Consider the following 26,045-nt stretch of genomic DNA (forward strand, 5'->3'; position numbering starts at 1 on the left):
TCTGATTCATTGACCGGATTCCTTCTGGCGTATTACGTTCCGTCCGCATCCATTCCGCCTGGAGGTCAGTTCATGTCCATTTCCAGCAGTTGGCGCGCGGTTGCGGTCACCGCGGCCCTCACTCTCGCCGGATCGAGCCTGGCCGGCTCGAGTCTGAGCGGCCACAACGACGCCGAGTGGGTCGGTACGTGGGCGACCGCGGTCACCCACGGCGACGCCACCGGCTCGACCAACCTCGGGCTGACCGACCAGAGCGTCCGGTTGAACATCCGCCCGACCGTCGGCGGCAACCGGATCCGGGTCCGGCTGTCGAACATCTACGGCGAGAAGACCGTGACGGTCGCGGCCGCAACCGTTGCCAAGCCCAACAAGGCGACGCCGGAACTGTCGGACATCGACCCGGCAACCCTGCGCACGTTGACGTTCAACGGATCGGGTAGCGCGTCGATGGTCAAGGGCAGCGAGTTGCTGAGCGACCCGGTCAACCTGCGGATCGGCACCCTCGACGACCTTGTTGTCAGCCTGTACTTCCAGGACAACACCGGCCCGACGACGTTCCACGGTTCGTCGATCCAGGACAACTTCGTCGGCACCGGCAACCGGGTCAGCGACCCGACCGGCGTGAACTACCCGACGACGCGTCGCTGCTGCTGGTTCTTCCTGTCCGGCGTCGACGTCCAGACCGACGACTCGGCCGGCTCGATCGTCGTACTCGGCGACTCGATCAGCGACGGCACCAACAGCACGCCGAACGCCAACAACCGTTGGCCGGACCAGCTCGCCGAGCGACTGGCCGCATCGGCCGGACACAAGCCGCTCCCGAGCGTGCTGAACGCGGGTCTGGCCGGCAGCCGGCTCAACCACGAGGGCACCGAACCGTCCGACAACGGGGCGTTCCCCGGCTTCGGCGAGGTCGGCGTGAACTCGCTGGCCCGGTTGAACGAGGACGTGTTCGCGCAGACCGGCGTACGCACCGTCATCACCGAGCTCGGCATCAACGACATCTGGATGTCCGACGACTCGGCCGCCGAGATCATCGGCGCGTTGCGACAGGTCAACGCGCAGGCCAAGGAGCGCGGCATCCGCAGCCTGGTCACGACGATCACGCCGTTCGAAGGGCTCTCCGGCACGGACAGCTGGACGCCGGCCAAGGAGGCCACCCGGCAGGCGGTGAACAGCTACCTGCGATCGAGCCACGAGTTCGACGGCGTGCTCGACTTCGACAAGGTCGTGCGCGACCCGGCAGCGCCGTCGAAGCTGCGTGCGGACATCGACTCGGGTGACCACATCCACCCGAACGACGCCGGCTACCAGCTGATGGCGGCCTCGGTCCCGCTGAACCTGGTGCGTTGACATGGCTGCTCGGAGTGCGAACGAGATTCTCGCCGCCCTCGGCTCCGAGCAGGGCCGTCGCGATCCGATGCCGCTCTTCGCGGAGCTGCATCGGATCGGTCCGGTCTGCCGCCTCGAGCCGGGCACCTCGCCGTACGCCGTCGTCGTGAACGGGTACGACGCGGCGCAGGAAGCCTTGAAGGACACGCGATTCCACCGGCTGCTGACGGCCGACCCCGACCCTCGCGACTCGGTACTGCGCCGACTCGGCGGGTCGATGATGTTCAAGAACGAGCCGGAGCATCTGCGGATGCGCAAGGTGTTCCAGGCGGTACTGACGCCGCGCCGGCTGACCGGATTCGAACCGGTCGTGGAGGCGTTGGCGACCGAGCTGCTCGACGACCTGGGGAAGGCCGGGCGGGACGGTCAGGTAATCGACTTCGTCGACTTCGCGTACCGCTTGCCGATCACGGTCATCGGTACGTTCCTCGGCATCCCGCGATCGGACCTGGGCTGGTTCCGGGACCGGACCAAGGCCATCGACGATTACCTCGACCTCGGTGGCAAGGCGCCGGAGCGATTGGCTGCGGCGAACCAGGCCGCGGACGAGCTGAACGACTACTACGCGCGGATGCTCGCCGACCGACGGGTCCAACCGCGTGACGATCTGGTCAGTTCGCTGGTGGACTCGGAGCTTGCCGAACAGGAGCTGATCGACAACCTGCTCGTGCTGGTCAACGCCAGCTTCGTGACGACGATGAACCTGCTCACGAACGGACTCGAGCTGCTGCTCGCCCAGCCGCAGTTGGTCGATGCCCTGCGCAACGAACCGGCCAGGGCGGCCGACTGCGTCGAAGAGATCCTGCGGCACCAGAGCTCGGTCCAGCTGATCAGCCGGAAGGCGTCGGTCGATCTCGAACTGGGCGGCGAGACGATCGCCGAGGGCAGTTTGGTGCTGATCCTGCCGGGCGCCGCTAACCGGGATCCGGCCAAGCATCCGGACGCCGACACGTTCGATCCGGACCGGGTGGATCTGCAGCACCTGTCCTTCGGTGCGGGTCCGTTCTACTGCGTCGGCGCGGGGCTTGCCCGGATGGAAGGGCGGGCGGCGTTCGGTCAGTTGTTCCAGCGATTCCCGCAGGTCGAGCTGGCGGGGGAGCCGGTTCGCAGTCACAGCCTGCTGCTGCGTGGACATGCGTCCATGCCGATCCGATTGGGGTGAACCGATGCCGTTGGACCCGCAGGTCGAGGCGATGCGCGCCGAACGCGAGGCGAACGACGTACCGCAGCTGTACACCCAGACCCTGGCTGAGGCCCGGGAGGCGGACCTGGCCTCGATCCGGGCCGCAGGTGGTGAGGTCGAGCCGGTTCATCACGTCGAGGACATCACGACCGACGCCGGCCTGCCGCTACGGGTCTATCGCCCCGACCTGACGGGTCCGCTGCCGACGCTGGTGTACTTCTTCGGCGGCGGGTGGACGCTCGGCAGCATCGACACTGCCGACGGCATCAGTCGCAAGCTGGCGAACGCCGTACCGTGCCAGGTCATCACCGTCGGTTATCGGCTGGCGCCCGAACACCCGTTCCCCACCGCGGTTCACGACTGCTACGAAGCGGTCAAGTGGATCGCCGCGCACGACTCGTCGCGCCTCGTCGTCGGCGGCGACAGTGCCGGTGCCAACCTTGCCGCGGCCGTCACCTTGCTTGCCCGCGACAACAACGGTCCTGCGATCTCGGGACAGTTGCTCGTGTACCCGAACACGCTCTACGGCTCCGACACGATCTCGATGCGCACCGGCACCGACCCGTACCTCTTCAACAACACATCGGTGAACTGGTACTGGAAGCACTACCTCAAGGACCCCGCAGACGGCACCAATCCACTGGCCTCACCTTTGCTCGCGGAGTCGCACGCGAACCTCCCGCCCGCGTTGGTGATCACCGCCGAGTACGACCCGCTGCGCGACGAGGGCGAGTACTACGCCGAGAAGCTCCACGCTGCCGGCGTACCAACCACCCTCAGCCGGTACGACGGTATGGTCCACGGCTTCTTCGCGATGTCCGGGATCCTCGACGGAGGCAAGAAGGCGATGAGCGAGGCGTCGACCTGGTTGGGCAGGATCTTCACGGATGGCTGAGTCACTCGCCGACTACGAACCGCTCGCCCGCGACGTTCTCCCCGCGGCTGTGTACGACTTCGTTGCCGGCGGCAGCGGTCTTGAGCAGACGGTGGGCCTCAACCGCGCCGCCTTCTTCGCGATCACGCTGACCCCTCGCATCCTGACCGGCCTGGCAAAGCCGAACCCGTCCTGGATGGTTCTCGGCACGCGGTGGGAGCTTCCGATCGCGGTTGCTCCGATGGCATACCAGAAGCTCCTGCACCCCGAGGGCGAGCTGCACCTCGCGGCAGCGGCCTCGCGCGCGGGCATTCCGTACACCATCAGCACGCTGAGCAGCGTCCCGCTCGAGAAGATCGCTGGTGTCGCGCCGTCCTGGTTCCAGCTCTATTGGCTGCGGGACCGCCGGGTCGTGACCAGCTTGGTCGAGCGGGCGGTGGACGCCGGTTGCGGCGCGTTGATGGTGACGGTCGACGTGCCGGTGATGGGTCGGCGATTGCGGGACATTCGCAACCAGTTCGCGCTCCCGCCGGACATCGCGCCGGAGAACCTTGTCGACAAAGTGACAGAAGCGCACGACGCGGTGCCGGGGGTGTCGGCGGTGGCCGCGCACACCGCGTCCGTCTTCGAGCCCGCCGTGTCGTGGCGGGACCTGGAGTGGTTGCGGTCGCTGTGTCCGATTCCCCTCGTGATCAAGGGGATTCTGGATCCGCGAGACGCTCGTCGAGCGGTTGAGATAGGTGCCGACGGCGTTGTGGTGTCGAATCATGGAGGTCGCCAGCTGGACGGGGCGATCGCGTCGATCGATGCCTTGGGTCCGGTTGTCGATGCGGTCGGCAAGGATTGCGTGGTGTTGCTGGACAGCGGCGTACGGAGCGGTCTGGACGTACTGAAGGCGGTCGCGTCGGGTGCTTCCGGCGTACTCGTGGGGCGACCGTTGCTGTGGGCCCTTGCTGTGGACGCCGTGGATGAGGCGCTGGCGTTGCTCGGGCGGGAGGTGCGGGACGCGATGCTGCTGGCGGGGTGCGCGGATCTGGCCGCCGTGCGGGAACTGAGCGTGGGGAGAGCGACATGGCCGATCTGGAGTTGAGTGATCTGCACGGTTCGCTCACCGACCGGGCGCTGAACTCGATGAACTTCCTCAACGAGGTCTCGCACCACTACCCGGAGGCGATCTCGCTCGCCGCGGGTCGGCCGACCGAGGAGTTCTTCGCGCTCGAGGATCTGCATCGGTACCTCGACCTGTTCGCGCAGTACCTGCGGGACCAGGGGTACGACGAGGCCGCGGTGCGGCGGACGATCTTCCAGTACGGGCGGACGAAGGGGATCATCCAGGACCTGGTCGCCCGTAACCTCGCGATCGACGAAGACATCCACGTCGATCCGGAGGCGATCGTCGTTACGGTCGGCTGCCAGGAGGCGATGGTCCTCACGTTGCGCGCCCTCCGTGCCGGCCATGAGGACGTGCTGCTCGCGATCTCCCCGACGTACGTCGGCATCACCGGCGCGGCCCGGCTCGTCGACCTGCCCGTTGTACCGGTGGGGGAGGGGGACGATCTCGCGACCGTGCTGAAGTCGGTCCGTGCGGAGGGGCGGCGGCCGCGGGCGTGCTATGTGATGCCGGACTTCGCCAATCCGTCCGGGCTGAGCATGGACTTGTCGGCCCGCCGCCGGCTGCTCGAGCTGGCCGCTGGGGAGAACCTCCTGCTCCTAGAGGACAACCCGTACGGGCTGTTCCCGGCGGAGGGTCATGAGCGCATCCCTACGTTGAAGTCGCTCGACATGTCCCGACGAGTCATCTACCTCGGCTCGTTTGCGAAGACCGGTCTGCCGGGCGCGCGGGTCGGGTATGTCGTCGCGGATCAGACGGTTGGCGCGGGTGTGCTCGCTGATGAGCTCTCCAAGCTGAAGAGCATGTTGACGGTGAACACCTCGCCGGTTGCGCAGGCGGTCGTCGGCGGCAAGCTGCTGGCCAACGACTGCAGCCTCGTCGCGGCCAACCGACGGGAGCGGGCGGTCTACGCGGCCAACCTCCAGGCGATCACCGACGGCCTGGCCACCCGCTTCCCGAACGGCGAAATCACCTGGACCGTCCCCGCCGGCGGCTTCTTCGTCGTCGTCACCGTCCCGTTCCCGGTCGACGACACCCTCCTGGAGAAGTCGGCCCACGAGTACGGCGTCCTGTGGACCCCGATGAGCCACTTCTACGACGGCGACACCCCGATCAACGCCCTCCGCCTGTCCTGCAGCGCAGTCACCCTGCCCCAGATCGACGCCGCCCTGAACCGGCTCGCCGCCTTCATCACCGACCAACTGGTCCTCTCGGACGGCACATAACTGGATCTGTAACGGAGACCGGTATCTCTCTAGCGTAAGTCCCATGACCACCACCTACGACCTCCCCACCCACCCGCTCCCCGCGGCCGCGTCGCCCGCCGGGTCCGCGCTTGTGGCGGGCTCCGCACCTGCGGCGTCCTCCTCCCCCGCGGGGGAGCGGTTGCTGACCGGTCAGTTCGGGCGTCTGTTGGTGATGGTGTTTGGTTCAGGCTTGAGCATGTATCTGCTGACTTCGGTCGTCCCGCTCTACCTGGCTGCGAACGGCTCCGGTGGCGTGGGTGCCGGGCTGTCGACCGCCGCGATGATGTTCTCCGCAGTGGCTGTCGAGGTGCTCGTGCCGCGGATGTTGGCTCGGTGGGGATATCGGGTCGTCCTCGGACTTGGGCTCGTGCTTCTCGGCGCGCCTTCGCTGGTCCTGCTCACCTCCGCAGCGCTGCCGCTCGTGCTCGCCGTTTGTATCGTCCGCGGTGCCGGCCTCGCGATCCTGGTCGTCGGTGCGGTCGCGCTTGTCGCTGACCTCACCCCGTCGACCCGGCGCGGCGAGGCGCTCGGTGTGTACGGCGTGGCCGTCGGCGTACCTGCGGTGATCGGCCTCCCGCTCGGCGTCTACCTGATCAACGTGATCGGCTTCGGCGCACTGTTCATCCTCGCCGCAATCGCCTCGCTGGCCGGCCTCCTCGCCCTGGTCGGTCTCCCCGCAAACGTGAACGCCGAAGAAGAGCAGCACGTAAAGGTCCTCGGCGGAGTACGACGCAGCGGCCTCCTCACCCCGACCCTGATCTTCGCTGCGGTGACTGTTGCCGCAGGCATCAGCGTCACCTTCCTGCCGCTAGCGGTTGCCAGCGACAAGCAGTCACTCATCGCCACAGCCCTTCTCCTACAGGCGATCGCCGCACCCATCGCCCGCTGGCTAGCCGGTCGCTACGCCGACCGGGTCGGCCCCGCGAAGCTGCTCGCCCCCGCTCTGATCCTCGCTGCAGTCGGCGCCGGATCCCTCGTCTTCCTCCCGAGCGCCGTCGCGATCCTGATCGGCTCGACCTGCTTCGGCATCGGCTTCGGCGCCGCGCAGAACCTCACCCTGACCCTGATGTACAACCGCGTCGACCGCTCCCGCTACGGCCAGGTCAGCGCGCTCTGGAACCTCGCGTACGACGGCGGCTGGGGCGCCGGCGCGCTGATCTTCGGCGCGGTCGTGGGCGGCGTCGGCTTCTCGGTCGCGTTCGCGTTGACCGCCGCAGTCGTCGCGGTAGCCGTCGTACCGGCGCTTAGAGCTTCCGCAGCCTGACCCAGCGGACCGCGTGGTCAGGGCCCTTACGGAGGACCAGGGTCGCGCGAGAGCGGGTCGGGAGGATGTTCTCGCGCAGGTTCGGGCCGTTGATGCCGTCCCAGAGCGACTCCGCCTTCTTGATCGCTTCCTGGCGGCTCAGCTCGCCGTACCGGACGAAGTACGACTCGGGGTTGCGGAACGCCGTCTCCCAGAGTTTGAGGAAGCGCGCCACGTACCAGGAGCGGACGTCGTCGGCGGCGGCATCGACGTACACCGAGAAGTCGAAGAAGTCGCTGACCGCGAGACCGCTCTTCCCGTCCGCGTGCCGGGGCGCCGGCTGCAGGACGTTGAGCCCCTCGAGCAGCAGAATGTCTGGCTGCTCGACGGTGGTGCGTACGCCGGGCATGCGGTCGTAGTGGAGGTGCGAGTAGACCGGCGCCTCGACCGCGTCCATGCCCGACTTGACCTCGACCACGAAGCGCAGCAGCGCCTTGCGGTCGTACGACTCCGGGAATCCCTTGCGCTGCATCAGATTCCGCCGCTCGAGCTCGGCGTTCGGCCAGAGGAAGCCGTCGGTGGTGACCAGCGCGACCCGCGGGTGCTCGGGCCAGCGGGCCAGCAGTTCGCGCAGCAGACGCGCGGTCGTGGACTTGCCGACGGCAACCGATCCGCCGATGCCGATCACGAACGGGGTGCGGGTCGCGGCCGGTTTGCCGAGGAAGCTCTCGGTGTCGGCGTGCAGCGCGCGGGCGTGCCGGACGTACAGCGAGAGGATCCGCGACAGCGGCAGGTACACCTCGCGGACCTCGTCCATGTCGATCTCGTCGCCGAGACCGCGCAGCCGCTCGACCTCGTCCGCCGTCAGCGGGGAGACCGTGGTCTCGGCCAGTTGCGCCCAGGTGGCCCGGTCGAGCTCGGTGTAGGGAGTCACCTCCCGCGACGGCTGCAGCATGTGGCCCATTCTTCCCACCGGCACGGAATGCACCCACATCGGGCCGACGTGGGCTTTGTCTCAACCGCGGTACGGGTTCGAAACTTTCGGTGACCGCCTGGTGTGGAATGATCACCGACCGATGACCGACGACTCCGCCTGGCTCGGTACGCAGCGGCTCCCCGAGGTGACTGTCCATGCCTCCGGGGCGCTGGCTCAGACGATCCGTGCCGAGCTCCGGCAGACGCGCCGCGTTCCCGCCGACGTACAAGTTGCCGTGTGCACCATGACGCGTGTCCGTGAGACCCCGTTGTGGCGCGAGGTCGAGGCCGCCGTACCTGAGCACGGTCTGGGCGTCGAAGGGTTCGTGGTGGTACGACGCGGCAACGATCTCGTCGTTGCGGCCGAGGGCGGACACGGACTGCTCTACGGCTACTTCTACCTGCTCCGGTACTTCGAGTGGATGACCGGCGACTTCACCGTCGTCGAGCAGCCGGCCGTACCGATCCGGATGCTGGACCACTGGGATCAGCTGTCCGGTGTGGTCGAACGCGGGTACTCAGGTCGCTCGATATTCTTCCGCGACGGCAGCGTGGTGCCCGATCTCACCAGGGTCCGTGCGTACGCGCGCCTGCTGGCGTCGATCGGGATCAACGCGGTCGGACTCGCCAACGCCGACCTGCCCGAGGTGGCTCGCCTGGCGGGCGTGTTCCGCGAGTACGGGATCGCGGTCAGCCTCTCGGTCGAGTTCACCGACGACCCGTTCGACGAGCGGGTGGCTCGCTGGTGGTCGGCCACGATCAGTCGCGTGTACGACGCCGTACCGGACTTCGGCGGGCTCGTGGTGCGGGCGGGCCGCGATCCCGAGGGCGCGAACCTGCTCGCGCGGGCGGTCGCGCCGTACGGCGGGACGGTCTTCTGGCGGTACGCCGGCGAGCAGAAGCATGATTGGCGTGATCGCAGCACGGATCGCGCGCGGGCCGCGTACGACCAGTTGATCCCGCTCGACGGGCGCTTCGAGGAGAACGTCGTACTGCAGGTCAAGCACGGACCGACGGACTTCCAGGTCCGCGAGCCGGTGTCGCCGCTGCTCGGCGAGCTGCAGGAGACCGTGTTCGCGCTCGAGCTGCAGGTGACGCAGGAGTACTCCGGCCAGCAGCAGGACCTCTGCTACCTCGCGCCATGGTGGCGAGAGATCCTGCAGTTTGACACCTCTGGTGGCGGCGGTACGACGGTTGCCGACCGCATCGGCGCGATCGTTGCCGTCTCCAACGTTGGCGACGACCCCAATTGGACCGGCCACAAACTTGCCCAGAGCAACCTCTACGCGTTCGGCCGGCTGGCGTGGGAGCCGCATGCGGATCCGGTCAGCCTGCTGCACGAGTGGGCCGCGGCAACGTTCGCAATGGACGACCGGACGCGGAGCGAGCTGGTCACAATCATGTCCGGTTCGTGGCGGACGTACGAGCGCTACACCGCGCCGCTGGGCGTCGGGTTCATGGTCACGCCGGAAACGCATTACGGGCCGAGCGTCAACGGATACGAGTACTCCGCGCGGGGGACCTATCACTTCGCGGATCGATACGGCGTCGGCGTCGATCGGACCGTGAAGACCGGGTCAGGCTTCACCGGGCAGTACCCGGAGCCGCTCGCCGGCACGTACGAAGACCTCACCACCTGTCCCGACGAACTGCTGCTGTTCTTCCATCACGTTGCCTATGACCACGTACTGCACAACGGCAGCACGGTGTTGCAGCACATCTACGACACCCACTTCCAGGGGTACGCCGAGGTGGAGGCGATGGTGGCGCGCTGGCGGGTGATCGCCGAGCGGTTCGAACCCGTCGTACGGGAGAACATCACGGCCCGGTTCGAGGCGCAGTTGGCGAACGCGCGGGAGTGGCGTGACCAGGTCAACACGTTCTTCTACCGGCTCAGCGGCGTACCGGATACCCACGGCCGCACGATCCACCGCTAAGCTGGCTCGAAAGTTTCGAGCCAGGGGGTGTGGTGAGCGAGCGACCGACCATTGCGAAAATTGCGGAAGAGGCCGGCGTGTCGGTGCCGACCGTCTCCAAGGTGCTCAACGGCCGCGCGGATGTAGCCGAGGCGACCCGAGCCCGGATCGAGAGCCTGATCCAGGAGTACGGCTACCGACGCCGGAGCCCGGGGACGGCGGCCAGCCCGATGATCGACCTGGTGTTCAACCAGCTCGGCGGCGAATGGGCGATGGAGCTGATCCGCGGCGTCGAGGAGGTCGCTCGCGCCGAGGGTGTCGAGCTCGTGCTGTCGGAGTGCGGTGGTGCGCTGCGGCCGCGCCAGCAATGGATCGAATCGGTGCTGAACCGGCGGCCGCTCGGCGTGATCATGGTGTTCTCCGACCTCGACGCGGACCAGCGCGCGCAGTTGGAGGCGCGAGGGATCCCGTTCGTGGTCGTCGATCCGGTCGGGGACGTGGGTGACGACGTACCGTCGATCGGCTCGGCGAACTGGAGCGGCGGCCGGATGGCCACGGCCCATCTCCGCACACTCGGCCACACCCGGATCGCGATGATCGGCGGACCGATCGAGACGCTCTGCTCGCGGCAGCGCGTGGACGGCTACACGGACGCTCTGCGGTCGACCGGTGTGGAGGTCGACCCGTCGTTGATCCGGTACGGCAACTTCGAGGTCGGCGGCGCGTACCGCGAGGCGCTCGCGCTGCTGCGGCTGCCCGATCGACCGACCGCGATCTTCGCCGGTAGCGACATGCAGGCGCTCGGCGTCTATCAGGCCGCGCGCGAACTCGGGCTGGAGGTCCCGCGGGACCTGTCCGTCGTCGGGTACGACGATCTCCCGGTCGCCCAGTTCGTCACGCCCGCCCTGACCACCGTCCACCAACCACTCCACCAGATGGCCGAGCTCGCGGCCCGCGTGGTCCTCGACCTGTCCCGCGGCCGGACACCTACCGCGCTCCGCCTGGACCTGGCGGTGGACATGAGAGTCCGCGACTCCACGGCTGAACCCCGGGGTTAGGCTGGCCCGCATGATCGTCGGCGTGGGTATCGATGTGGTCGACGTGGATCGGTTCATGCGGACGTTGGAGCGGACCCCGAATTTGCGGGAGCGGGTGTTCACACCGCTCGAGGCGGTGAAGCCGCCGGCCTCGCTGGCGGCTCGGTTCGCGGCCAAGGAGGCGTTGGCCAAGGCGCTCGGCGCTCCCGCGGGCATGCATTGGCACGACGCCGAAGTACAGACCGACGAGACCGGCCGGCCGTGGCTGGAGATCAGCGGGACCGTGGCGGCGCAGGCGTCGCGGCTCGGCGTACAGAACCTGCACCTGTCGCTCAGCCACGACGCGGGCATCGCCTCGGCCGTGGTGATCCTGGAGGGCTGACCATGCGCAGCGCGCACACCGTCGAGCAGGTCCGCGCCGCCGAGGCCGACCTGATGGCCCGCCTCCCCGAGGGCACGTTGATGCAGCGGGCCGCCACCGGGCTAGCAGTTGCCATCAGCAACTTCCTTGGCAGCACGTACGGCGCCCGCGTCGTCCTCCTGATCGGCTCCGGCGACAACGGCGGCGACGCGCTGTACGCCGGCGCCCGACTCGCACGCCGCGGCGCCCAGGTCACCGCTGTACTGCTGTCCGACAAGGCGCATGCCGAGGGCCTCGAGGCGCTCAAGATGTGCGGCGGTCGCGTCGGCTCGGTCGAGGACATCCGGGGCGCCGACGTCGTGATCGACGGCATCGTGGGTATCGGCGGGCGGCCCGGTCTCCGCCCGGACGCTCTCGCGGCGGTCCAGCTGGCCGAGCAGTTCGACGTACCGATTGTTGCCGTCGACACCCCGTCCGGCGTCGACGTCGACACCGGCGAGACCCCCGAGCCGCACGTCAACGCAGCCCTCACCGTCACCTTCGGCACCCACAAGATCTGCCACTTCATCGACCCCGCCGCCACCGCCTGCGGCCCGGTCCACCTCGTCGAGATCGGCCTCGACCTCCCGCCCGCCGAGGTCGAGTCCCTCCAGGCCGCCGACATCCGCCACCTGTACCCGGTCCCGCACGGCGAGTCCGACAAGTACTCCCGCGGCGTACTCGGCCTGATGGTCGGCTCAACGCAGTACCCAGGCGCCGCCGTCATCGCCACCGCCGGCGCCCTCGGCGGCCCGGTCGGCATGGTCCGGTACGTCGGCCCCGACCCCGTCGCAGAAGCCGTCCGCGCCGCCCATCCCGAGATCGTCGCCGGCAACGGCCGCGTACAGGCCTGGACGATCGGCTCCGGCCTGGGCGACGAACTCGACATCCCCCGCATCCGTGAACTCCTCGACGCCGAGGAGCCGGTCGTCCTCGACGCCGACGGCCTGAAGGCACTCGACGACTCCGGCGACCACGTCGACGTACTGGCCACCCCTCACGCCGGCGAGCTAGCCCGCCTCCTGGACGTGGACCGAGCCACCGTCGAGGCCGAACGCCTCAAACACGCCCGCCTGGCCGCCGAACGCTACGACGTCACCGTCCTCCTCAAAGGCGCCACCACCGTCATCGCCGCCCCCGACGGCCAAGTCCGCGTCAACTCCAACGCCACCCCCTGGCTAGCCACCGCAGGAGCCGGCGACGTACTCGCCGGCCTCTGCGGCTCCCTCCTGGCCGGCGGCCTCTCTCCACTGGATGCCGCCAGCCTCGGTGCCTACCTTCACGCCGCAGCCGCCAACCTCGCCTCCTCCTCCGGCCCCACCACCGCGATTTCGGTAGCCGCCGCCCTCCCTGAAGCCACGCGCTACCTGCTACGCAGCTGACCTCGGGAACGGCGTTGTTCCAGCGTTGATCGGAGGACCGTCCGTACGAGGGCGTCCAACGGCTGTTCGCCTGGGCGGTCCTCACGGACGGCGGTCAACATCGCGTCGTACGTCGGCGCACCGGCCTCGCGCATCACCCGGTCGAGCGACTCGAGCGCACCGGCGAGTTCTGCCGACGGTTCCGGGACTCCGAACTCGGACCGCCAGGGTGCGCCCGGCCGGAGATCAGCCATCAGCGCCGGGATCCGCTCGGGAGCATGGGCGAGGGTTTCCGCCACCGCCTCCGCCCACCCGGTCAGAATCGTGACGTCGTCGATATCGAGCACCCGCGGCAGCGGAGCCACGACCTCGGTTGGTCTCGAGCCCGCCTCGACGGCGCGAATCTGATGGACGGCGGCCCCGGTGTAATGCGTGCCGGTGTCGACAGGCCGACGGCCATCGACCGTACGCCGGGTCGCCCGCGACCCGCTGGCCGTCAGCAGCACCGCCTGCGCGCCCGGCTCAAGCGGGATCTCGCGGTACTCCTGGTCCGCCTCCTTCATCAGCGCCACGATCGGAGAGGCCTCACGCCCGGGCGGCCGGCTCCGCTGCGCCATGCCGTACGACGTCAGCGTCAGAACACTCGACCCCGGATCGTCGGCGAAGACGCTCGCGTACCGCGCGGCCCAGCGAGAGGCCAGCTGCGGTCCGTCGAGCAATACGGCGAGCACCACGGTCGGTCCCACGGACCGGATGACGTCGGCGATCTCGTCGGTCTCGGCCAGGTCCTGGCACACGAGCGAGACGATCGTGATCTCCTCGCCGACCGACACGAACTGCAGCGACCGCGGCGGTACGGCCATCGTCTCCAACCACTGCACCTGCGGGTGCAGGGCGCCGGCGAGGTGGTACTGCGCGATCTGGTTCGCGTCGAGCGCCCACCGATGGTGCTTGTCCTGGCGGATGTGGAACCACTGCCGGTCAGGGCCGTCGGACGGTCCCGCGGCCTTGCGCAGCCTCGGCTCGACGCCGATATGCACCCCGTTGCGCGGGAGCTGCCCCGGACCTGGTGAGCGTTGCCGAACCCCGGCCGTGAGGTAGCTGACCCCGTGCCGGCTCAGGACAGTCTCGAGCCCCTCGATCTCGGTCTCGTCGATGGCGGCCTCCGGCAGTACGACGACATCGACGTCGTCGACCTCGTCCAACGCAGCGGTGAGGACACGATCCACCAGGTCCAGGTCGAGTCGCTCGGTGGGCGCGAACTCGAAGAATCCGAACGGGTCGCGCTCCTGCCACTGCACCGATCCCTCCACGGCGCGGAAGTCGGACGCGCGGATCCGCAACGGCCACGGCAGCAACAACAAGTTGACGTACTCCGCCCGCGGATCGGTCCCAAGATGCCGGACCGGCATCTTGTGCCAGCTCGCCTCGAGTCCGGCGCCCTGGACGCAGGCGTACCGGGAGAACGCGGTCCGGCCGCTCGGCGGCGTACGAACCTTGGGCAACACCCGTACGCGCCGCGGCGCTACCCGCGCCAGGGATCCCGTCCGGGCCAGCCACTCCCGCGCCCGAGCGCGGTACCTGGCGCCCGGTCCCTCAGCGCGTTCGGTGGCGCGCCCGAGCCCCGCGCACGCCTCGTCGGCCATGGCATGCAACGACAACAGCGCCTGACAGACCCGCCAATCGCGGCCCGCCGCCAGATCGGCCAACGGTACGTCGGCGTGCTTCAGCACGATGGCCCATTCCTCGGCCAGCCCGGCCGGCACAGGGTCGCGAGGATCCTCGACCCATGCGCTCCACTCCCGGCCCGCGGTCACCACGGAATCGGACCAGTCATCGGCGCCGGCCGGCGGCCACTGCGCCCCCGCCGGCGGCGACAGCGCGAAGCGGAAGGCCTCCGTGCGATCGAGCAGCACATTGGTGAGCGCGAACACGTCAGGCGGCCAGTCGAGCAGTTGGTCGGTGCACCCGACACCGCTGATCGCTTCCCACGCCGACGCCAGCGTCAGCTCCTCGCCGCTGTGCCCGGCACCGAGCTGCGTTACGGGTACGTCGTCGCGTTCGTCGTCCAACCCGGAGTACCGCTTCATGATGTCTCCGTGGAATCGAGCCAGCCTGCCAACGGGCGGGCGAAGATCGCCCCGTGATCGTCCGGGCCGATGCGCTCGGAAAGCTCGAACATGTTCCCCCACGGGTCGCGGAAGAAAGCCAGTCGAGCGCTGATGTCGGCCATTTCGAACGGCGGATTGACGACATCGACGCCGCGCTCGCGCAGTACCGCGAGAGTGTCGTCGACCGAATCGACGGACAGGCAGACGTGGTTGAAGCCCGGCGAGGCCAGGCTGGCATCGACATCGGGGAAGATCGTCTGGGCGCGGGCGCCGGGTCCGGCCAGGATCTCGAGGTGGAAGTCGTTCTGTTCGGGCGGCATGACATAGGCGAGCGTCAGGTCGCCGTACGGCCAGATCTGCAGGATCCGCCAGTCCATCGTGTCGACCCAGAACGAACGGGCCGCCTCGAAGTCGGGGTAGCGGATCGCGGCGTGATGGCCGCGCATCGAGGAGAACGGCGAGGAGGTGATGATCGCCGGGGCTGCGGGTAGTGGCATCCGAGAGGTCCTTGAGCAGTGCCGGTCGCACGGTGCGACCGGTCGATATCTCGATTGGAGCCGCCGCGGACCGCCGGCAGAAGGGGATACCTGGTACGCCGCCACCTGGTACTGAGCGAGCCACCTTCGCCCGCGCCACCGGGGTCGATCGACGCCATAATGGTGGACATGCACGGCAGTCGCGAGTTGCGCGACTTTCTCACCTCCAGGCGGGCGTCACTGACGCCGGAGGATGTCGGCCTGCCGCCCTCGCAGACGCACCGCCGGGTCAAGGGACTGCGACGCGAAGAGGTCGCGATCCTGGCCGGGGTCAGCGTCGACTACTACGTGAAACTCGAGCAGGGCCGGGTCGGCAACATCTCGGAACAGGTGCTCGCCTCGATCGAGGACGCGCTGCGGCTGGATGAGCTGGAGCGCCAGCACCTCCGGTCCCTGCTCAGCTCCGACAGCGTCCACCCCCGCCGCCGTCCCCCTCTGGTCAAGGCACGGCCCGCCGCGCTCGCGATGATCAACGCGCTCGATCCGGTGCCGGCGGTGATCCTCGGTCCGCACCTCGAAGTACTCGGTATCAACCACGCCGCCAAGGCGCTCCTCGACGATTTCGACGCGATGCCGATCCGGGAGCGCAACCTCGCGCGCTGGATGTTCCTCGACCCTCGACCGAAGCAGATCTATCTGGACTGGGCGAAGATCGCCGCCGAGACGGTCGCGATCCTGCGGGCCGCGGCGGTCGCCGGTGTCTGCAACGAACGGCTCACCGAGTTGGTCGGTGAGCTGAGTGTGGCCTCGCCGGAGTTCGTCAGGTTCTGGGCCGACTACCGGCTGTTCGAGCACACACACGGCATCAAGCGGTTCTTCCACGAGGCCGTCGGCGAGATGCAGCTCAACTACCAGGCGCTTCCGCTGCCGGGTGACAACGGTCAGACGGTGATCGTCTACACCGCCGACAAGGGCTCCCCGTCGGAGGAGAAACTCGCGCTGCTGTCCAGTTGGAGTGCCACCCCGATGGAACCTGACTCCGCCAAGCGGGTCGACCACCAGTAGATCGGCAGGTGCTTCTGCGCCGTCTTCGCATTGCCGACCTTGTGAATGCGGTCACAAAGTCGAAGATGAGCGGGTAATGCTGAAAGGATCTGGGCATGGCCAGCGACGGTGGACCGCGGGGGAAGGCGGCTGTACGTCGATGGCTGGATCGGATGGCCGAGACGTGGGCCCCGCCGGGGGCCGGGGATCTGGCGAGTCCGATGCGGTTGCTGTACTGGCTTGCTCGGTCGCAGCCGCGGCGGATCGTGTGGGGTGCGGTGCTGGGGACCGTGTGGACAGTCGGGTTGACTGTGCCGCCGTGGGTGCTGTCCCGGGCTGTTGACGACGGACTCGTGGCCGATGACACCTCGGCTCTGGTCGGCTGGGCTCTGCTCCTGCTGGCCGTCAGTGTGATGAACGCGCTGCTCGGGATCGCGCGGCATCGGACGATGACCAAGGTCAGGATGGACGCGTCGTTCCGCGCGGTCCGTGCCACGGTGTGGCACACCTCCCGCTTGGGCGCCTCGTTGTCAGGGCGGGTGAGCGCCGGCGAGGTGGTGACGGTCGGAATGGCCGACGTGTACACGGTCGCCATGGCGCTGACCGTCACCGGCCCCGGCGTCGGCGCGGTCATCGCGTACGCCGTTGTCGCGGTCGTACTGTTCACGATCAACCCCTTGCTCGCCGCCGTGGTTCTCGCCGGCGTACCGCTGCTCGCCATCGCCGTCGGCCCGTTCCTGCAGCGCATCGAACGCACCGGCGGCGAATACCGCGTGCACCAAGGACGATTGACGATCCGGCTGGTCGACGTACTCGCCGGACTACGCGTCCTCAACGGCCTCGGCGGCAAGCAGTTCGTCGCCGAGCGCTATCAAGACCAGTCACAGCGATTGGTACGACGTGGCTACCGCGTCGCCGGGCCGACCAGTTGGGTTGTTGCGTTGTCGACCGGCCTGCCCGCGCTCTTCCTCGCCGCGGTCGTTTGGCTGTCGGCGCGGATGGCGGCAACAGGCGAGATCACGATCGGCGATGTCGTCGCCGTCTACGGGTACGTCGCAGTGCTCGTCGTACCCGTGTCGTTCTTCATCGAGGGTGGCGGGGATATCGCCCGCGCTCGGGTGGCAGGGCAACGAATCATCAACCTGCTCAACCTGCCAGTTGCTCGACGCAACGATGGCGATCCTGCGGCGATCGGTACGGTCCCGTTGGTCGACACCGTCTCGGGGGTGATCATCAAGCCCGGCGCTCTGACGGCATTGGTCACCGCGCGTCCGGCTGAGGCGATCGGGGTGATCGAGCGGCTCGGGCAGGTGCACACCGATTCCCAAGCAGGTATGGAGATCGACGAGCCCGCCCGCGAGGAGTTCAGGCGCCGTTTGGTTGTCGCTGACAATGATGCGGAAGTGTTCGCCGGAACCGTTCGGGATGTTGTTGCCGGACGCATCGAGCCTGACGACGAGAGGATTCGTACGGCGCTTCGTGTCGCCGTCGCCGAGGACATCGTCGAGGCGCTCCCCGGTGGTCTGGACGCGACGATCGCCGCCGGTGGGACAGATCTGTCCGGTGGCCAGCGGCAACGAATCCGGCTCGCCCGCGCCATCTACGCAACACCCGACGTGCTGCTCGCCGTCGAGCCGACCTCTGCCGTCGACGCGAACACAGAGGCGGCGATGATCGACCGGATCCGCGAAGTACGGCGCGACACGACCACGGTCATCACGACTACGTCGCCGCTCGTACTGGACCGCGCTGACGACGTCATCGTTCTGGTCGACGGCAAGGTGTCGTCGGTCGGAACGCACGCGCAACTGTTGCGCAGCGATCCCTACTATCGCGACCTCGTATCGCGGGCCCAGGGTGATGACCAATGAGTACGCAACTGCCGGTCGCGGGTCCCGCCGAAGTACGCGCTGCGTTGATCCGCGACTTGGGCGCGGACCGTCGTTCGGTGGTCGGCGTCGTCCTGGTCAACGGGCTTGCGGCCGCGGCGGGCCTGGTCGGTCCATGGTTGCTCGGTCGCATCATCGACACGATCCGGGCCGGCTCCGGCGACGTGCTCAGCGCGGTGGATCGGCTCGCGTTCGGCGCGCTGCTGTTCACCGTCGTACAGACCGTGCTCGCGTGGTGGGCGCTCAAGATCGGCTATCGGTTCGGCGAGCGTACGGCGGCGCGGGTACGCGAACGCTTCTTGCAGCGGACCCTCGCGCTGCCCCCGCGAGTCGCGGATCATCTTCCGACGGGCGATCTGATCTCCCGGGGAAGCACGGATGCATCGCTCGTCGCGCTGACGCTGCGATCTGCTGTGCCTGAGGTTCTCGTGGCGACCGTCCATGCTCTGTTCCTCATCGTCGCGGTGCTCTTCCTGGATCTGCGGCTCGGGTTGTGCGGGCTCGTGTGCTTGCTGGGCGTCGGCGCGGCGGTTCGCTGGTACGTACGACGTGCGCGACCGGTCTACCTGGCCGTCGCCTCGACTGGTGCAGAGATCGCCGATGTTGTCGCGAGTACGGCGAAGGGCGCCCGTACGGTCGAGCTGCTCGGATTGGAACGCCGCCGTACGGAGGCCGCGGAAGCCTCCATCACCCAAGCGCGGTCCGCGCGTCTGGCCGCGCTGTGGCTGCGGACTGTTCTGTTTCCCTGGTCGGAGATCGCGCTGGCGCTGCCGGTGGTCGGAGTGCTGCTGATCGGGGGCGCGCTCTACGCGCATGACCTGGTCAGCCTCGGCGTCGTGGTGACGGCAACGGTGTACCTGCGCCAACTCGTCGGCCCGCTCGACACGTTGATGCTCTGGATCGAACAGCTGCAAGGCGCCGGAGCGTCGTACGCCCGGGTCGAAGGCCTCGCGGACATCCCCGAAGCTGAGCTGACCCCGCGGGTCGAGAGCGTCGCCGGCGACCGCATCAGGGTGGACAACGCTCACTACAGCTACACGGGCGCTCGCGACGTACTGCACGGGATCGATCTGGTCGTGCAGCCCGGCGAACGGCTGGCCATCGTCGGAACCTCCGGAGCCGGGAAGTCGACCCTCGCACGTCTGCTCGCCGGTCTCGACCGGCCGCACATCGGGTCGGTGACGATCGGCGGTACGCCGGTTGCCGACCTGCCGCCGGATCAGCTGCGCGAGCACGTCGTACTGATCACGCAGGACCACCACGTCTTCCACGACACCGTCCGCGACAACCTCCTCATCGCAAAACCAACCGCGACCGACGACGAACTCCACGCCGCACTGACCGCCGTCGGCGCCACCTGGTGGAACGACCTACCCCACGGCCTCGACACCGAGCTCGGCGAAGAAACCACCCTCGACGACGCCAGCGCCCAACAACTCTCCCTGGCAAGAGTCGTCCTGGCCGACCCCCACACCCTCATCCTCGACGAGGCAACCGCCCTCCTGGACCCCAAAACAGCCCGCCAAACCGAACGCTCCCTGGCCGCTGTACTACGGGGTCGCACGGTCATCGCAATAGCCCATCGCCTACAAACCGCCCACGACGCCGACCGAATCGCCGTCATGGAAGCCGGCCACCTAGTAGAGCTAGGCACCCACCAAACCCTAGTAACCACCAACGGCCCCTACGGCCAACTCTGGCAAACCTGGCACGCAGAACCCAACAGTCCGTAAACACCCGCCTGCTAAAGCCGCACCACGAGCAAGTGGCGTCACGAGGCGGCTGAGGCCCGGCAGCGCGCACTCCGGGGGCTGCAGCCGGCAGACTCCGCCGAGAGCTGCGGGAACGGCACGCTGCGGGTCGAGCTCCAGTCAGGCACGAGCAGCAGGCCGCATCACACGGCGGTCGACGCGCGGCAGCGCGCACGGGTGCGGGCGGCAGCCCGCCGGTCCGGCGATAGCCGGAAAGGACGTACCGGCGATAAGCCGGGGGGTGGGTGGGAGCGGGCGCAGCTGGTGCGGCTGAGGAGCGGAGCGATGAGGGGAGCGCCTGCGGAGCACGCGGGGGCTGACCGCAGTACCGCATGGGCAGGCGCGCGATTCCTGTTGCGCGGGGCACCTCACCGGACGTAGGACTGTTCTTGCTGGTGCCTCCGCCGCCTTTGGAGTGTGCACGTGAAGCGTTTTGTGGGGTTTGTCGTGCTTGTCCTGCTGGCCGTTCTGCCTGTGCCGGCTGTTGCGCAACCGCATCAGTACGTCGCGGATGCGCGGACGAAGATCGATGTGATGGGGGAGTGGGCCCATCCCGACGACGACACGAGCATCATCGGGCCGTGTGGGGTGTGGCATCAGTTGTACGGCGTGAAGTGTGGCGTCATCCAGGTCACCCGCGGTGAGGGTGGCGGGAACGCAGCCGGCAACGAGCTCGGACCAGATCTCGGCCTGCGCCGGGAGAACGAGGACCGCGTCGCGCATTACCGCTCCGGCACCGTCGACATCTTCAACCTCGACCGGATCGACTTCTTCTACAACCAGAGCGCGCCGCTGACGCAGTACTTCTGGGACGAGCAGGAGACGCTCCGACGCGTCACCCGCGTAATCCGCGAGACGCAGCCCGAGATCTACATCGGCTTCACGCCGACGCTCGCGGCCGGTCACGGTAACCACCAGCAGGCCGGCAGATTGATCTGGGAAGGCGTACTCGCCGCCGCCGACCCGAACATGTTCCCGGAGCAACTCACCGGCCCGCACGCGCTCAGCACCTGGCAGGTGAAGAAGGTCTTCTCCGGCGGCAGCACCACAGGCACCGGCGGTACGACGACCGCCGCGAACTGCACCACCGGATTCACCCCGACCGGCCTCGACACCGTCGCCGGCGTGTGGACCGGCTACAACTCGCCGTACACCTGGCCGGCCGGCAACTCGCAGGCGCAGACCGCCGGTACGCCGAAGATCTGGCAGCAGGTGGCCGACGAGGGACGCGCGGCGTACCCGACCCAGAGCCGCGTGATGTACAAGGGCGTCTCCGTCCCGGCGTGCCCGCGCTTCGGCATGACCGAGTCGTTCGTACCGTTCCAGCCGAACAGCAACGCCGCGTCCGGCCGGGACGACGCGATCCTGTTCGGCGCGAAGAAGCCGGACCCGGGCGGCCTCCCGCTCGGCACCCTCGAGTACATCACCTTCAGCCGCTTCTACAACGTCGCCGGTGAGCCCTTCCAGGCGACCGTCCACCTGAAGGCACCCCATGGAAAGCTTGCCAAGGGCAACGTCGCGCTGACGGTACCGGCCGGCTGGTCGGTCAGCGCACCGCAGCAGGTCAAGGACAAGCCGTCCGCGGATTTGACCTTCACCGTGACCCCGGCCGCCAACGCGACCGTCGACCAGAACTCGAAGATCTCCGCGCTCTACACCACCAAGCACGCGACCGGTTACACCGACAACGTCGTACGCATCGTCGCCGCCGCCGAGGGACGCTTCCAGCGCTGGGGTAACTGGGCGGAGTACGACCAGTGGCTGCAGAACACCGCCCCGCAGGCCAACCGCCTCGGGCGCTCGCAGGCGATCCAGTCGATGGGCATCGGCCAGACGATCGACATCCCGGTCGTCGTGCACAACTGGTCCGCCACCCAGCAGACCGGCGCGGTCTCGCTCGACCTGCCACCGGACTTCACCATCGACGCGACGTCCAAGCCGTACGACGTGCAGCCCGGCGCCGACCAGACCGTCACGTTCAAGCTGACGAACACCGACACGACCCTGCCCGCCCAGCAGAACGTCAGCATCCCGATCCACACCGCGACCGGCACCGAGACACTGACTCTCACGCTCGTACCGACCACCGTCATCCCGCAGGCGACGCCGGTGGTCGACGGCAAGGCCGAGCCGGGCGAGTACCCGGGCCAGACCCTCGACCTCGGCCGCATCTGGCAGGGCGCGGCGACCTGCACCGGCGTCGACGACTGCGGCGTTTCCTCAACAGGAGAAGGCAGTACGGCGAAGGTCAGCTGGTCCGACGACGCGCTGTACTTCTTCATCCACGTCCGCGACGACTACCAGTCGTACGCCGTGACCCCGGCGGAATGCGTCGGCCACTGGCAGGCCGACTCCGTCGAGATCCTGCTCGACCCGCGCGGCAACGCGTCCGAGGCGCTGAAGGACACGGCGAACACGTTCAAGCTCGGCATCTTCCCGTTCACCCAGAGCGGCGCGCCGTGCTGGGAACGCGACGCGGACAACCACCAGGGCTACTCGAGCGGCGCCCTCGACACGGGCAACGCACCGGGCGTCCAGGTCGCATCGACGGCGCAGTGGGTCGGCAGCAACGAGACGACCGTGCCGCACGCGTACGCCGGTGGCGGGTACGACCTCGAGGTCAAGATCCCGCTCGCCGACCTCCCGGCCGCCGTCGACCCGTCACGGCTCGGCCTGAACATCACGCCGTACGACAACGACGACACGTCAGCTCCTGGTACGACGACGTTGCGGCATATCGACATGAGCACGCGACTGGCATGGTCGGCGCTCGGGTCCGTCCAGTCCGACCCGTACCGCTGGGGCCTCGCGACGCTCCCCGGCTACACCCCGCCGGCTGATCGCCCGACCACCCCGACACCGCCCAACGTCTCGAACCCGAACCTCAACGGTGCCCTGTCGCCGCAGACGATCGCGCAATCGGCGCGAAACGGCGTACCGATCTCGGGTCGAGTCCCGACCGACGACCTCAAGATCCTGTCGAGCAAGGTCCGCCCGACCGGTGTCGATCTGGTCACCTCGTCGAAGGGGACCGGTACGGCGAGGGCGTTCTTGACGAGCGGTGACATCAACGCGATCCCGGTGTGGACAACGTCCTGCACCACCGACCCGCCACCGGACTACGGCTTCACCCCGTGCGCCATCACGGACGGCGCCACCCCACCGTGGTCCCCGAACATGAGCGGCCACCTGGTCAACCAGAAGACGCAGGCGATCACCCGCGGCGTCCAGCACTGGACGATCCCGCTGACCGCGGCCCAACGCACCCAACTGAAGGACCACGGCCACCTGCTGGTCTCCTACGAGACAACGCGAAACGAGGTCCAGGCCTTCGATATCCGGATCGCATAGTCCGCCGCCTCCCGGACCTGCTCGCTCGGGTGCTCCAACGCCCGCAGCAGCAGGTCCGACGTGGCGGTTTGCGGCGGCAGGCCACCGGTTGCCATGAGCAACGAAACCAGCGCGTAGGGGTCGTCCGTCAGGGCGTCCTCGAGCTGGGTACGCAGCTGTTGCTCGGTCCAGGTGCGGGTGTGGCGCTTGATGCTGTCGATGATCGCCGACGTCCGCTCGAAGGAGCGGGTGCGGAGGAAGAGAGCCTTGGCGCCGACGTCGGCGCACTCGACCTCGATGATTCGTTCGGACCCGGCCTGATAGACGATGCCGAGGTCGTCGCGGCCGACACAAATGAAGGTGCTCCCGGTCGCGAGAGTTATGGCGAGTAGTAAGTCGTTGTCCAACCGGTCGTCCGGTGCGATCACCAGACCTGTCCAGTGTTCCTCACCCACTTGCCTCAGCGTACCGCCGTGAAGTCCAGGCCGCCGTTGGCGGAACGCAGTTGCAGTGTCGCGCCGGAGATGTGGTAGGTCATCTCGCCCTTCAATCCCTTCAGTACTTGGGATTCCAGCATCGCGGGGTTGCCGGCACAGGCCCGGCGCGTGGTGGCGAGCTCGCCGAAGGTGAGCTTTCCGGTCGACCGTGCGACGACGCCCTGGAAGTCGTTGCAACCGGTCGAGCCGGTGACGCGTTCGCCGTTCAGCGTCAGCCAGACGTTCTCGGAACCGGCGAAATGGCCGACGCTGTCACCCGAGATCACACTGCTCAGGATCCACCGGGTGCCGTCGAGCGGGAGGTCAGGCTCCAGGATCTCGCGGTTCTCGAGCGAGATCGTCGTACTGCCCGCGGTGACATCGAGCTTGTTGCCGTCGAGCTTCCACGTCGGCTTCGCGCTGATGATGCCGGCCAGCCACGAGTCCTGGCCCTGCTGTGGGCCGGGGCACCCCATCGCGGTCGAGGCCAGCTCACCGTCGAGCGCGAGCTTGCCGTCCTTCGTCGACACCTTGGACTGCATCGAGTTGCAGCCGGCGTCGGCGACCAGCCGGCCGTCATCGGTGAACTGCAGCCGGACGCGGGTCTTCGGCGCGAGCTGCTTCGGCTGCCCGTCCTCGGTGACCGAGGTCGACAGGAACGTCTTGCCCACAGGTGACGCACCGGGGTCGGTGTTCTGCCCACAACCAGCCAGCAGAAGCACGGCTCCGGCGACAGCGATCATCCGTTTGTTCACACCCCAAGGACGTCACCCGGCACGTTCGCGTTGCGTTAAATCGGGACCCAGGGTTGGCAGGCATGATCACGGTTCGATAACGTCACGGCCGTACGCGAGAGCGAATAGCACGACAAGGCCGGATGTACCGGCCCCTCTGGGGATCCAATCGAACAGTTGAGGGCCACACTGAAGTTCTGGGGCAACAGTGCGACCCGTCGAGCACACTAAGGAACTCTCCGCATGCCCCCCATCCGAACTGCCCGGAGCCGCGTGATCCTGCCTGCGGTCCTCCTCGCCGTGGCCGGCCTGGTCGCAGTACCGATCGCCGTCCACGCGTCCAAGGACTCGCCGGTATCGACCGCGAACGCCGCGGACAGCACGGTAACTGCCCTCCCGAACGTCGGACGCGTCGAAACCTGCGTCATCGACGCGTACTCCGGCTGCACCGTCCTGCACGGATTCACCCAGAAGCCCGTCGCGATCACCGCGACCGCTTCCGGTCCCGCGATGGTGTCGATCGACCCGAGCCGCACCACCGACAAGAGCTACCGGCTGCGCGCCGTCCGGTACGACGGCAACAAGTACCGCGCCGGCACCAAGCTGACGTACACGGTCCACTACGACTTCGCCGAGGTGCCGGCCCAGCCGACCACGCCGACGCCGACCAGCACCACGACGGCCACGCCGACGAAGCCGCCGACGACCACCACCCCCACGGCGACTCCGACGCACACCACGTCGACGCCGACCAAGCCCCCGACCACGTCGACCCCTCCGACGTCCCCGCCGACCACGACGACGCCCACGTCGACCGGCAGCCCGAGCGCGACCTGCACCAAGCCGTCGTTCGTCACCACCTCGACGAACAACCAGGGTGACGGCCGGACGTTCGGTGCGTACTACGTCCACAACAACATGTGGAACAACGACAACGGCACGTACACGTTGAGCGCCTGCAACTACAACAACTGGTTCCTCGACGTGACCCAGCCGCTGCCCGGTGACAAGGGTGTTCAGGCGTACCCGAACGTCCACAAGGACTACAACGACGTACCGCTGTCGAAGATCCAGTCGGCCAAGTTCGCGGCCACGACGCCGGCCAACTGCCCGGCCTGCATCTACAACGTCGCGTTCGACGTCTGGATCGGCGACGACCTGAACAACGAGTTGATGATCTGGACCGACAACTCCAAGCAGGTCCCGGCCGGTGACAAGGTCGGCACCGTGACGTTCGGCGGCTTCAAGTACGACGTCTGGCACGAGAACGGCTACACCGCGTACGTGTCCCAGGTGACGCAGAAGTCCGGCACGATGCCGCTGGCCAGCTTCTTCAACGACATGCAGACCCGTGGCTGGGCCCCGAAGGCCACGACCTGGCAGGTCGACTACGGAGTCGAGGTCGTCTCCACCGGCAACACCAAGCAGCGCTTCAACTTCACCGACTTCTCCATCCAGGAGAACTGACCCCCGGACAGCTCTCGCGTACCCCGGC

General features: G+C 68.0%; 20 protein-coding genes. 15 read left to right on the forward strand and 5 right to left on the reverse strand.

Features of this window, described 5'->3' with window-relative positions:
• Positions 1-72: 72 nt before the first annotated feature.
• From FDA38_RS36265 to FDA38_RS36290, 6 genes are read left to right on the forward strand one after another with little or no spacing between them, the layout of a single operon-like run.
• Entirely contained in the window at positions 73-1,353 is a 1,281-nt protein-coding gene (locus FDA38_RS36265) for an SGNH/GDSL hydrolase family protein (protein ID WP_137258702.1), read from the forward strand.
• Position 1,354: 1 nt separating this feature from the next.
• On the forward strand, positions 1,355-2,554 hold the full coding sequence (locus FDA38_RS36270) for a cytochrome P450 (RefSeq protein ID WP_137258703.1): 1,200 nt from the start codon (positions 1,355-1,357) through the stop codon (positions 2,552-2,554).
• 4 nt (positions 2,555-2,558) lie between these two features.
• Entirely contained in the window at positions 2,559-3,470 is a 912-nt protein-coding gene (locus tag FDA38_RS36275; RefSeq protein ID WP_137258704.1) for an alpha/beta hydrolase, read from the forward strand.
• Positions 3,463-4,539, forward strand: coding sequence for an alpha-hydroxy acid oxidase (locus FDA38_RS36280; RefSeq protein ID WP_137258705.1), 1,077 nt, complete (start codon positions 3,463-3,465; stop codon positions 4,537-4,539). The genes FDA38_RS36275 and FDA38_RS36280 overlap by 8 nt, the downstream gene beginning before the upstream one ends.
• Entirely contained in the window at positions 4,521-5,786 is a 1,266-nt protein-coding gene (locus tag FDA38_RS36285; RefSeq protein WP_137258706.1) for an aminotransferase-like domain-containing protein, read from the forward strand. Before FDA38_RS36280 ends, FDA38_RS36285 begins: the two co-directional genes overlap by 19 nt.
• A 43-nt stretch (positions 5,787-5,829) precedes the next feature.
• Positions 5,830-7,071, forward strand: coding sequence for an MFS transporter (locus FDA38_RS36290; protein ID WP_137258707.1), 1,242 nt, complete (start codon positions 5,830-5,832; stop codon positions 7,069-7,071).
• On the opposite strand, the gene coaA is transcribed toward FDA38_RS36290, so the two are convergent.
• Positions 7,052-8,005, reverse strand: coding sequence for a type I pantothenate kinase (gene coaA / locus FDA38_RS36295; RefSeq protein WP_137258708.1), 954 nt, complete (start codon positions 8,003-8,005; stop codon positions 7,052-7,054). The two genes, FDA38_RS36290 and coaA, sit on opposite strands and share 20 nt — an antisense overlap.
• A gap of 121 nt (positions 8,006-8,126) precedes the next feature.
• Here coaA and FDA38_RS36300 point away from each other — a divergent pair, with 121 nt between their 5' ends.
• The 4 genes from FDA38_RS36300 to FDA38_RS36315 are packed head-to-tail and all read left to right on the forward strand — an operon-like array spanning position 8,127 to position 12,760.
• Positions 8,127-9,962: an alpha-glucuronidase gene (locus FDA38_RS36300; protein ID WP_137258709.1), complete on the forward strand. Its 1,836-nt coding sequence runs from the start codon at positions 8,127-8,129 to the stop codon at positions 9,960-9,962.
• Positions 9,963-9,994: 32 nt separating this feature from the next.
• Positions 9,995-10,999: a LacI family DNA-binding transcriptional regulator gene (locus tag FDA38_RS36305; RefSeq protein ID WP_233715138.1), complete on the forward strand. Its 1,005-nt coding sequence runs from the start codon at positions 9,995-9,997 to the stop codon at positions 10,997-10,999.
• Between the two features lie 10 nt (positions 11,000-11,009).
• A complete protein-coding gene (locus tag FDA38_RS36310) occupies positions 11,010-11,360 on the forward strand; it encodes a holo-ACP synthase (RefSeq protein WP_130441349.1) in 351 nt (116 codons plus the stop codon).
• Positions 11,361-11,362: 2 nt separating this feature from the next.
• On the forward strand, positions 11,363-12,760 hold the full coding sequence (locus FDA38_RS36315; protein ID WP_137258711.1) for an NAD(P)H-hydrate dehydratase: 1,398 nt from the start codon (positions 11,363-11,365) through the stop codon (positions 12,758-12,760).
• On the opposite strand, the gene FDA38_RS36320 is transcribed toward FDA38_RS36315, so the two are convergent.
• Positions 12,742-14,829 (reverse strand): hypothetical protein, encoded by a 2,088-nt coding sequence (locus FDA38_RS36320; protein ID WP_137258712.1) that lies wholly within the window; start codon positions 14,827-14,829, stop codon positions 12,742-12,744. The two genes, FDA38_RS36315 and FDA38_RS36320, sit on opposite strands and share 19 nt — an antisense overlap.
• Complete coding sequence (locus tag FDA38_RS36325; RefSeq protein ID WP_137258713.1) at positions 14,826-15,347, reverse strand: VOC family protein; 522 nt, start codon at positions 15,345-15,347, stop codon at positions 14,826-14,828. The genes FDA38_RS36320 and FDA38_RS36325 overlap by 4 nt, the downstream gene beginning before the upstream one ends.
• 168 nt (positions 15,348-15,515) lie before the next feature.
• On the opposite strand from FDA38_RS36325, the gene FDA38_RS36330 reads away from it, so the two are divergent.
• The 4 genes from FDA38_RS36330 (at position 15,516) to FDA38_RS36345 (ending at position 23,361) form a co-directional block, all read left to right on the forward strand.
• Positions 15,516-16,391 (forward strand): helix-turn-helix transcriptional regulator, encoded by an 876-nt coding sequence (locus tag FDA38_RS36330; RefSeq protein WP_137258714.1) that lies wholly within the window; start codon positions 15,516-15,518, stop codon positions 16,389-16,391.
• Positions 16,392-16,486: 95 nt separating this feature from the next.
• Complete coding sequence (locus FDA38_RS36335) at positions 16,487-18,241, forward strand: ABC transporter transmembrane domain-containing protein (RefSeq protein ID WP_202878008.1); 1,755 nt, start codon at positions 16,487-16,489, stop codon at positions 18,239-18,241.
• Positions 18,238-19,992: an ABC transporter ATP-binding protein gene (locus FDA38_RS36340; RefSeq protein ID WP_137258715.1), complete on the forward strand. Its 1,755-nt coding sequence runs from the start codon at positions 18,238-18,240 to the stop codon at positions 19,990-19,992. The genes FDA38_RS36335 and FDA38_RS36340 overlap by 4 nt, the downstream gene beginning before the upstream one ends.
• A 441-nt stretch (positions 19,993-20,433) precedes the next feature.
• Positions 20,434-23,361: a sugar-binding protein gene (locus FDA38_RS36345; RefSeq protein ID WP_137258716.1), complete on the forward strand. Its 2,928-nt coding sequence runs from the start codon at positions 20,434-20,436 to the stop codon at positions 23,359-23,361.
• Here the strand turns inward: FDA38_RS36345 and FDA38_RS36350 are convergent.
• Together FDA38_RS36350 and FDA38_RS36355 are read right to left on the reverse strand one after the other, a co-directional pair.
• The gene (locus FDA38_RS36350) at positions 23,310-23,795 is read right to left on the reverse strand and encodes a hypothetical protein (RefSeq protein ID WP_137258717.1); all 486 of its coding nucleotides are present in this window, start codon (positions 23,793-23,795) and stop codon (positions 23,310-23,312) included. The genes FDA38_RS36345 and FDA38_RS36350 overlap by 52 nt on opposite strands.
• A 5-nt stretch (positions 23,796-23,800) precedes the next feature.
• Positions 23,801-24,559: an META domain-containing protein gene (locus FDA38_RS36355; protein ID WP_137258718.1), complete on the reverse strand. Its 759-nt coding sequence runs from the start codon at positions 24,557-24,559 to the stop codon at positions 23,801-23,803.
• Positions 24,560-24,793: 234 nt separating this feature from the next.
• Between FDA38_RS36355 and FDA38_RS42490 the strand changes: the two genes are divergently transcribed.
• On the forward strand, positions 24,794-26,017 hold the full coding sequence (locus FDA38_RS42490) for a GH12 family glycosyl hydrolase domain-containing protein (RefSeq protein ID WP_170989991.1): 1,224 nt from the start codon (positions 24,794-24,796) through the stop codon (positions 26,015-26,017).
• Positions 26,018-26,045: the final 28 nt, after the last annotated feature.

Origin of the sequence: Kribbella jiaozuonensis (assembly GCF_005233875.1) — a bacterium.
In the GTDB taxonomy this organism is placed as follows: Bacteria; Actinomycetota; Actinomycetes; order Propionibacteriales; family Kribbellaceae; genus Kribbella; species Kribbella jiaozuonensis.

Excerpts from the sequence above, each read along its gene's own strand:
- FDA38_RS36315 (WP_137258711.1), top strand. The coding sequence starts at position 11,363 with ATGCGCAGCGCGCACACCGTCGAGCAGGTCCGCGCCGCCGAGGCCGAC.
- FDA38_RS36265 (WP_137258702.1), top strand. The coding sequence starts at position 73 with ATGTCCATTTCCAGCAGTTGGCGCGCGGTTGCGGTCACCGCGGCCCTC.
- FDA38_RS42490 (WP_170989991.1), top strand. The coding sequence starts at position 24,794 with ATGCCCCCCATCCGAACTGCCCGGAGCCGCGTGATCCTGCCTGCGGTC.
- FDA38_RS36330 (WP_137258714.1), top strand. The coding sequence starts at position 15,516 with ATGCACGGCAGTCGCGAGTTGCGCGACTTTCTCACCTCCAGGCGGGCG.
- FDA38_RS36280 (WP_137258705.1), top strand. The coding sequence starts at position 3,463 with ATGGCTGAGTCACTCGCCGACTACGAACCGCTCGCCCGCGACGTTCTC.
- FDA38_RS36270 (WP_137258703.1), top strand. The coding sequence starts at position 1,355 with ATGGCTGCTCGGAGTGCGAACGAGATTCTCGCCGCCCTCGGCTCCGAG.
- FDA38_RS36355 (WP_137258718.1), bottom strand. The coding sequence starts at position 24,559 with ATGATCGCTGTCGCCGGAGCCGTGCTTCTGCTGGCTGGTTGTGGGCAG.
- coaA (WP_137258708.1), bottom strand. The coding sequence starts at position 8,005 with ATGCTGCAGCCGTCGCGGGAGGTGACTCCCTACACCGAGCTCGACCGG.
- FDA38_RS36310 (WP_130441349.1), top strand. The coding sequence starts at position 11,010 with ATGATCGTCGGCGTGGGTATCGATGTGGTCGACGTGGATCGGTTCATG.
- FDA38_RS36290 (WP_137258707.1), top strand. The coding sequence starts at position 5,830 with ATGACCACCACCTACGACCTCCCCACCCACCCGCTCCCCGCGGCCGCG.
- FDA38_RS36325 (WP_137258713.1), bottom strand. The coding sequence starts at position 15,347 with ATGCCACTACCCGCAGCCCCGGCGATCATCACCTCCTCGCCGTTCTCC.
- FDA38_RS36285 (WP_137258706.1), top strand. The coding sequence starts at position 4,521 with ATGGCCGATCTGGAGTTGAGTGATCTGCACGGTTCGCTCACCGACCGG.
- FDA38_RS36275 (WP_137258704.1), top strand. The coding sequence starts at position 2,559 with ATGCCGTTGGACCCGCAGGTCGAGGCGATGCGCGCCGAACGCGAGGCG.
- FDA38_RS36335 (WP_202878008.1), top strand. The coding sequence starts at position 16,487 with ATGGCCAGCGACGGTGGACCGCGGGGGAAGGCGGCTGTACGTCGATGG.
- FDA38_RS36320 (WP_137258712.1), bottom strand. The coding sequence starts at position 14,829 with ATGAAGCGGTACTCCGGGTTGGACGACGAACGCGACGACGTACCCGTA.
- FDA38_RS36300 (WP_137258709.1), top strand. The coding sequence starts at position 8,127 with ATGACCGACGACTCCGCCTGGCTCGGTACGCAGCGGCTCCCCGAGGTG.
- FDA38_RS36340 (WP_137258715.1), top strand. The coding sequence starts at position 18,238 with ATGAGTACGCAACTGCCGGTCGCGGGTCCCGCCGAAGTACGCGCTGCG.